At 42.4% G+C, this 7,314-nt stretch carries 14 protein-coding genes and 1 pseudogene; 2 read left to right on the plus strand and 13 right to left on the minus strand.

The features are described 5' to 3' along the window. Window positions 1-433 (plus strand): phage tail fiber protein (locus AAC854_RS20165; RefSeq protein WP_479715128.1); only part of this gene is annotated, 433 nt, incomplete at its 5' end. Between the two features lie 44 nt (window positions 434-477). On the opposite strand, the gene AAC854_RS20170 is transcribed toward AAC854_RS20165, so the two are convergent. Continuing rightward, a complete protein-coding gene (locus AAC854_RS20170) occupies window positions 478-1,032 on the minus strand; it encodes a phage tail protein (protein WP_340618667.1) in 555 nt (184 codons plus the stop codon). A gap of 436 nt (window positions 1,033-1,468) precedes the next feature. Here AAC854_RS20170 and AAC854_RS20175 point away from each other — a divergent pair, with 436 nt between their 5' ends. After that, entirely contained in the window at window positions 1,469-1,738 is a 270-nt protein-coding gene (locus tag AAC854_RS20175; RefSeq protein WP_340618290.1) for a hypothetical protein, read from the plus strand. Between the two features lie 142 nt (window positions 1,739-1,880). Here AAC854_RS20175 and AAC854_RS20180 read toward each other — a convergent pair whose 3' ends face one another. From AAC854_RS20180 to AAC854_RS20235, 12 genes and pseudogenes are all read right to left on the minus strand, one after another. Continuing rightward, on the minus strand, window positions 1,881-3,098 hold the full coding sequence (locus AAC854_RS20180) for a tyrosine-type recombinase/integrase (protein ID WP_340618668.1): 1,218 nt from the start codon (window positions 3,096-3,098) through the stop codon (window positions 1,881-1,883). Window positions 3,099-3,368: 270 nt separating this feature from the next. Next, the gene (locus tag AAC854_RS20185; RefSeq protein ID WP_340618669.1) at window positions 3,369-3,554 is read right to left on the minus strand and encodes a helix-turn-helix transcriptional regulator; all 186 of its coding nucleotides are present in this window, start codon (window positions 3,552-3,554) and stop codon (window positions 3,369-3,371) included. Continuing rightward, window positions 3,554-3,868 carry a hypothetical protein gene (locus tag AAC854_RS20190; protein ID WP_340618670.1) on the minus strand — a complete coding sequence of 105 codons (315 nt, stop codon included), beginning with the start codon at window positions 3,866-3,868 and terminating at the stop codon, window positions 3,554-3,556. The genes AAC854_RS20185 and AAC854_RS20190 overlap by 1 nt, the downstream gene beginning before the upstream one ends. Beyond that, window positions 3,858-4,130, minus strand: a complete 273-nt coding sequence (locus tag AAC854_RS20195; RefSeq protein ID WP_340618671.1) for a hypothetical protein — start codon at window positions 4,128-4,130, stop codon at window positions 3,858-3,860. The genes AAC854_RS20190 and AAC854_RS20195 overlap by 11 nt, the downstream gene beginning before the upstream one ends. A gap of 229 nt (window positions 4,131-4,359) precedes the next feature. Continuing rightward, window positions 4,360-4,890, minus strand: coding sequence for a hypothetical protein (locus tag AAC854_RS20200; RefSeq protein WP_340618672.1), 531 nt, complete (start codon window positions 4,888-4,890; stop codon window positions 4,360-4,362). Next, window positions 4,887-5,642, minus strand: a complete 756-nt coding sequence (locus AAC854_RS20205) for an ORF6N domain-containing protein (protein ID WP_340618673.1) — start codon at window positions 5,640-5,642, stop codon at window positions 4,887-4,889. The genes AAC854_RS20200 and AAC854_RS20205 overlap by 4 nt, the downstream gene beginning before the upstream one ends. Beyond that, a complete protein-coding gene (locus AAC854_RS20210; protein WP_340618674.1) occupies window positions 5,642-5,860 on the minus strand; it encodes a hypothetical protein in 219 nt (72 codons plus the stop codon). The genes AAC854_RS20205 and AAC854_RS20210 overlap by 1 nt, the downstream gene beginning before the upstream one ends. After that, complete coding sequence (locus tag AAC854_RS20215) at window positions 5,860-6,096, minus strand: PerC family transcriptional regulator (RefSeq protein ID WP_340618675.1); 237 nt, start codon at window positions 6,094-6,096, stop codon at window positions 5,860-5,862. The genes AAC854_RS20210 and AAC854_RS20215 overlap by 1 nt, the downstream gene beginning before the upstream one ends. Beyond that, entirely contained in the window at window positions 5,999-6,250 is a 252-nt protein-coding gene (locus tag AAC854_RS20220) for a hypothetical protein (protein WP_340618678.1), read from the minus strand. Before AAC854_RS20220 ends, AAC854_RS20215 begins: the two co-directional genes overlap by 98 nt. Next, window positions 6,247-6,570 (minus strand): hypothetical protein, encoded by a 324-nt coding sequence (locus AAC854_RS20225; RefSeq protein WP_340618676.1) that lies wholly within the window; start codon window positions 6,568-6,570, stop codon window positions 6,247-6,249. The genes AAC854_RS20220 and AAC854_RS20225 overlap by 4 nt, the downstream gene beginning before the upstream one ends. 74 nt (window positions 6,571-6,644) lie before the next feature. After that, window positions 6,645-7,055, minus strand: coding sequence for a hypothetical protein (locus AAC854_RS20230; protein WP_340618677.1), 411 nt, complete (start codon window positions 7,053-7,055; stop codon window positions 6,645-6,647). A 2-nt stretch (window positions 7,056-7,057) separates the two neighbouring features. Next, window positions 7,058-7,314 (minus strand): annotated as a pseudogene (locus AAC854_RS20235) (hypothetical protein); the annotation flags it as partial.

The raw sequence follows: 7,314 nt of genomic DNA on the forward strand, positions 1-7,314 counted from the left end.
AAAATCCTCCCCCATCATCCAAATCTACCCCGACGGCAAATTTACCACCAACGACGAATCCGAGGGGGCCACGGTCACCAAACTCGGCCTCGGTCATTATCAGATATCCGGTGTACTGGGCTATAACGCCGACGGGGCATGGGGCGTGCATGGCGGCATCTCTTCGCCGAAGAACAACAACGGGCTGGAACTCATCTATATCGACGATAAGGTCCACAAGGACGGCACTATCACGATTGAGACGTTCCACCGTCAGCATACCCATTTACCCAAGCAGTTTCAGAACAGGCGGATAAAAGCCCTTGTGGACGGTGAGAAGGTTTACTATGCCGATGGTGAGCCGTGTGACATTCCCGAAGGTTGTCGCTTAGATGTCCGTGTCCAGATGCCGGAAGATTCGGTGTGGAATGTGGGGCAGGGGGCGACAGAGTAAAATAAACCCGCAGAAAGTTGCGGGTTGAAGTGGTTAGCTCAGAATTAAGCAGCTCTGACTATGTAATTGAATGCGATGTTGCGGGGGCGGACACGGAATGTTGCTAGCCCAGATGAATAGCCTTCTGGTGTTAATTTAGTGGACAGATACGTTCCTGATGCTGTGTACACTGGTTCATCAAAATCTTTAGCCGGAATATCTGTTCCTTCTGCTCCTTTTATTCCTTCTGTTTCATATGCGCTCATTGTCGGTGAGATCAATACTCCTGTGTCGTGAGCAAGATACTTATAGGTATAAACAGATGGTAATAGGGTCGCCTCTTGTTTTGACAGCAAGGTACGCCCTGGGTCAATCATACCCTCTCTATCCCAACCGCGAATAAATTCCCCTCTCAAATCAGGCAATACACCGGAGGGATAAGCGAGAGCAAGTTTTGGGTATCTTGCTTTATCAAATGATTCGCCATTGCATATCACCCAGCCTTCTGGTGGTGTTTCCGTTGGCCAAGGAATAGGAACGCCAACAGGCACAGTTGTGTAACCAAAGTCTTCACTGGATTGTTGCGTTGTTACTAATGCGTCAGGTTTTTTATCTTGCATGGTTATTCCCTCATTTAATCAACAATACATTGCTAAGTAACATGAAGGCGGTGGGATACTGCTCCGCCTGTGAACATCAATAAAATCGGTTCATCAATACTGGAGAGTACGGCTTGACTATTATTTGATAAGTTGCATGTTTTGTTGGCAGGATGACATAAAATGACAGGCGGGGAATTAATCAAATTTATCAGATGACTGATAAAACTCAGCACAGTAAAAGCGGGATTTCCCGACTTTTAACCCATTGATTTAATTGAATCCCTGCTCTGTGCAGGAAATAAGTAAAATCAACGACTTAGCTAAAGGTGGGATTTCTCACCTTTAATTCAGCACGCTTCTGTTTCAAACGGAGGCGTCAATTAACTATAAGGGTTCCTTGAGTTTAAGGGGTCCTATTGTCGAGGTCATTAGCTCAGTGACCTCGAAGAATACCGTGGTCCTCACTTTGGCCTACCCGATAATTTCGGGTTGGTTGAAAGTACGCCTAAGTGGGAATTCCCGCTTTGGCGATAACTCCTTGATTACTCCATTCGTCCTCACTTTGGAAACTGGAAATATTGAGATGCCCCGGGTGGTCAAAATGACGGCCTCGGAAGAATCAAAGGGTTACAGTGATGGCTTGAAAAATAAGCAGACGCCATATTTACAGTCTGGTGATCATTGGTTCCGACGATATTCGTCGTTAGTCACTGAGTTACATTAAGTAACCCTGTGAGTGTAAAGGCATGGTGGAAATCTCTATACCCAAGGTGTGATATCACATCTTGAAGATGGTGGTGATTTCCCGATTTCAAATCGGACAAATGTTTGTCTGATTCCCATATGCTAAAGGGCAGATTTCTGTTCTATAGTGATAGTAGCTTTTTTTCCCATTGCCCTATAATTTCCCGTTTTTCTTTTAGGTAGCCGTAGCGGTCATAATGCTTAGATGAAACACCGGGCCTTTTGTGGTTCTGTACTTTATCCCTCATCTCAGAACTGACCCCCATCTCTCCTGCAAGTGTCTTAAATGTCCGTCTGATATCCCTTGGCGTAAATTTCTCAAAGTCATAGCGAGTACAAAATTTGCGTATTTGCTTGGCATATTCAGCAGTTAGCAAGTGACCTTCTTTTGTTTCTCCGGGGAATAAAAATTCCGAGTCTGGATATTGTTTGACTTGGTGCTCTAAGATTTCGGTGGCGGATTTACATAACGGGATCACGTGATAGTCACTATTTTTTGAGATATGGGGCGGCACTGTCAGCGTATTATTGTTTTTATCCCAGTTATCTCTTGTATTGGTCATTATCTCCCAAGGACGCTGACCACCCATGAAGATACAGAGTAATAACAATCGACCGTAATCTGGATGGATTGGAAATATTGTCGCTGAAACTCTAAACAGCTTTAGAATCGACTTGATCTCATCCCATGATAGAAACCTATCCAGCGCCTTATCTACCCCCTCTTGCCGCGGAACGACAGTTACAGGATTCCTGTCAAGTCCATAAATAACCTTCTCGTTCAGCTTAGCTGGATCGTTATCAGCAAATAGACCAAAATTAAATACGGCATGAAGATTTGAACGAACTTTATTTGAACCAGCAACAGCACCACGTGAAATAAACTCAGCTAACACTCTTTTAATGTGGTCTGGGGTTATATCTTTTGCTGGAGCATTTCTATCAATATGCTGGCTATCCAATACTTGATTCAGCCTGTATTCGGTTTTGTCGTATGATCGTTTTCCTCGGCGTTTTTGGTCAGAGATATAATCTTTAAATAGCTGCTCGATTGTAGCGTGATTTATAATGACTTTTTCAGTAGCTGAAATATTAGCAGCAGCATCTTGTGATTTAGATAATGCCTTTGCCAAGGAAAGGGCGGGAAAATCACCTAAGCTAATAAATTTCTCTTTCCCGTTATTGAAATAGCGGTAGACAAAAACTTTTCTTCCTGATGGGTATGTCTTGACTCCTAATCTACCAGTCCCTCGTGTTGCTGATGCTTGCCATGTATAATAAGCTGACTTCTTGGATTTCAGGCCACGGATTTTGCTATCGGTCAATAAGGTGCTAGCCATTGGAAACACTCCTCACAACAGGTCAAGTAACGGGTCAAGTTATGATGAAATGATATGAAACTATATGAAACTGCGCAAGGTATAAAAACCATTTTAAATCATGATGATGAAACTGATTGAAACTAGAGGAAACCACCTGAAATCTATAGTTTTTGCCCTTCTAAGCCGTAGGTCACAGGTTCGAATCCTGTAGGGCGTACCATAAAATCAAAGAGTTACATCAAGAAAATAAAAAACCCGTCATAATAACGGGTCAAGTAACGGGTCAAGTTACCACTCCTTATTTTCTTTTACCCAAGCCTCATAAACTTCTTCTGACCACCCAAGGAAAACTCCACTTTTTGTTCTGTCTGGTTTAGGAAATTCATTCCTTTTTGCGTACATTCTCCAAAGGGTTGACTTACTTTTCCCTGTTAGTTTTTGCATTTCTTTGTAGTCAATGTATCTTGTAGCCACTATTCCTTTCTCCTGTATCCGTTAATCAAAATCATTTTTGCCACCATTGCAGGTGTTGCCAAGTCACTGAGTGTTGCTTCAAGAATAATGGTGTACAGCTCCGTAGTGAGAATATCCCCCAAATTCCTTGGTCTTTTGGAGTAGGGCACCTCATCGGGTATCCCGTTCATCACATCGATAGTCAGTACAGCGATTTCCGTCTCTCCCCGTTCTGGCTTGCGATATCCTGCCTGCCATACTGCATCGGTGATATCAGCAGGGTCACCCCAGACCGAGGCGATAATTTGAGTGAGGTGGGATGCGTTATTGGTCATTTCTAGCTCTCCATCCCGCCGAAAAAAGTTGAAAATATTTTTTAGTGTAACTGCTGAAATATTCACCACTTTGATATTTAACTAATAAATTGGTATTAAATTGAGGGCTGTTAGTGATAAATTTCTCAAACTCTGCTTGGCATAAAGTTGATTTTTTTCTTTGTTCATTCGCCTTCTTCAACAACCAATCCGTCCACTCGCGCCCATCATCAATGTGACCGGGTAAACCAATGTCATTCTGTGCGTTATCGATACTGATCATTATTTCCTGCCCCTCTTACCGTTCTTCAATGGTGTTATCTTCACGTCTGCCACTTTGGGTGCTGGTGGCAGAGGAGGGCAAATGCCCTCGTGAATGTGTTGATTATGTCTCATACGGTGGATATGCCGCTGTGTGTGATCCCTGCCATCGTCGATGTGGACTACCGTTCTGACCAGTTCGTCGTTGATGTCCACCCTCTGGCGGTGCTTATTTGCCATTACTTGCCTCCCTACACTCGACATGGCATAACAACAAACTGAGGGTTGCCATAACGTTGATTAATGTTGTCGCCGAACTTCATTAAACAAGCACCGGTCATGCCAGATGGATACATGGAAACGGCGATGAATGCTGAATCAGCTTCAAACATTTTGTAGGGGTAGGCTAAGTACTCAGCCTGAAAGTGAGGAATGACATTTTCCTCTTTCTTTGGGATAACCCGGTCTAAATCAGGAAAGCGGCCATCCAGCGTCGATAAGACGGTAAACCCGACTCTCACCCCGGCAATATCCCTGTGTACGGCATAAGGCTCTTTAGTGAAATGCAGTTCTGTAGTTTCTGCTTTCTTGGGGATCTTCCCGTGAAACTGAACAATAGCTTTGCGGCGGGTGCTTACCCCATGCTCTAACCGTAAGGCTACGTGGCCATTTGTTGATTCCAGATATTTAGGGGTGATATGCACCCCACACAGGTAATAACGCGGGTCATTTTTAGCCACACAAACCAATGCAGCGCGTAATAAATTGGAATTAATAATCATTGCTTGTCCTCCCATCCAATAACCTGAAAGATCCCCATTTTGGGATGTGACCAGCGAGTGCCACGTTTTTCTGCTTCACTCATCATCAATCGGAACGCGCTCATGAAATCTTCTTTGAATACGACCTTCATCGGGCGGGGCTGTCCATCCGGCGTCATGACAGTGACACTTTGTGTAGGAACGTTGTACTGTTCAGCCAAAGTGCGGCATTTGGCATTGGTTAGCCCTGATTCGGTCGCAGCCAGAGAGAACCCAATCCAACCCGCAGGAATAGTGCCGCGCTTGATTTGCTCGACAGTTTCCTGAACCTGATCAACCCTCTCATCAATATGGTTGATTTGGCGTTGCTGCTGGGCGGTATGACTGGCGATTCTGGCAATCATTTCAAGCTCGTTTATTGCGGTGCGTGACTGACGGAAGTAGTTGTTCACCAATTCCCGCTGAACCTGCCAAGCTAAGTCGTCAGTGAAAGATTTAACCAGCATCAAGTAACCCGATTCTGTAATGACAACACCTTTAGGTGTAAAGTCTGAAAATACGCCACTTGGAAGGTTGCGACGAATTTCGTCGGAACCTAATTCGTAGTAGTCAACACCCTCAATGAAGCGGGCTTTGTGTTCACGAAAGTTTCTTCCAGCGGTTCCTTCTGGTCGTGCGTGAACCTGATCGATCATTGAAAATGTCACAACGCGTTGCCCCTGATATTCCACGACAGGCATTTGTGTTTTATTAATGGTGATTACTTCATTCATTATTTCACTTCCTTAAATTCAATTTTCATTCTTTTTGCTAAACGGCGCATAGCTCTATTAAGTGGCACTCTCATTTCTTCACCTTCTACCGGAAAATTAGAGAGGTATTTTTTCGAATTTAAATAATCCTGCTTTTTGTCTATTTCTAATCGCATTCCTTGCGATAGAGTCATTCCCATATAACCTTGTTGTGTTTTACTTCTTTTTCGTTTAGCCATCACCACCCCTCCTGTATTTTGATTTGTGCTTTTCGGACACAACGCAAATTATTTTTAATACATTCCTGCTCTTGTTTAAGGTTCTGAGATAATGAAAGAGCCTCACCCCATTTCTTAGCGGCACGACGAAATAAACTTCTATATTCTAAGAATCGTGCTAATTCTTTTGCTTGTTCGTATGCAGTCATCATTCGCCGCCTGTTTATAGCTGTTATGTAATGAGTGTTTTTCTTCATTATTCTCTTGGTTATATTGCGCCCATAACCGATGCTTAAGATCAGGGGCTAAATATTTGGCTCTTCCCCAATATATGGCTGCAAGATCGTACTTTTCTTCTTTCTCTTTCTGGATAGCAGCATTAGCAAAATCTAAATAGGTTTTCTTTGTCATGTTATTGGCTCCGTTTTCTTAGCAATGTGTTGTAATATTATTTCCATAAACGCATCACCTTCTATGGTTAAATTTCCGTGCTTGGTGTAAAAATTGTTGTATGACTCAATAAGAAGTTTCTCTCCTTTGACGGCTACCACATCTTCTTCAAATAGATTAATTAATGCTGTGTTTAATATTTCCTCGTCCAAATCCGGCCTGTAATTAAAGCCATCTACTTTTACAATTTCAGAGTAAGAACCATACTTTCTTTTTAAGGTATCTAGTTTGGCGTAAATAAATGCCTTTCGTTTTCTTTCAAGTAAAGTTGATGATGTCATTTTCTATTTCCTGTTTTCAGCGTGAGCGATCCCCCAGCGATGGCGCTGTAATTAAATTTATATTGTTATTTTTATTATTCTAATTCGGATATTTGTATTTCTAATATAGCTATCTCTGCATCCAATAAATCCATTTCATGCATTGCTTTTGAATACTTTTTACGTAAGGCTATCTTTTCTCTCTCTCGCCTGAGATCCGCTTTCAGTTCTTCCAGTACCTGAGCATGGCGCTTTATGAATTCGGGGCGCATCTTGCCAAGTTCCAATGCAGTAGTTCCATCTTCCTGTTTAACTTTTTTAGCGGGGAAGTTACTTTCCTTGTTTTCATCATTAAACTGCTTTTGCGCCCGAATATAAGCCAGTTTATTCAATGCGCCGCTCTCACTCAGATAAGCCTTGCTAGCACCGCGAACGGTATAGACTTCACGGAGTTCAATTGTGATCTCTTGGTTGGTTGCTGCTTCTATTGGTTTAAATGTTGTCATAATTAGTTAACCCCTCTGACTCGTGCTATTTCTTGTTCTGCTGCGATAATATATTCTGATATTATGAATAGCGTAGTAGTAGTATCATTATCATCCCCGACCTCAATAAGGTTATCTAATAATACTCTTGATCTCTCAATTGCATTTTTGGCTGGTTCTAATTCTATTTTTAAATCAGAATCTGTTTTTTTTGTTTCGATAACTGAATCAAGAATACAATCTAATTTATTAATATCCCGATACTGCATCATTGATAGTG

Source organism: Xenorhabdus entomophaga, assembly GCF_037996725.1.
Lineage (GTDB): Bacteria > Pseudomonadota > Gammaproteobacteria > Enterobacterales > Enterobacteriaceae > Xenorhabdus > Xenorhabdus khoisanae.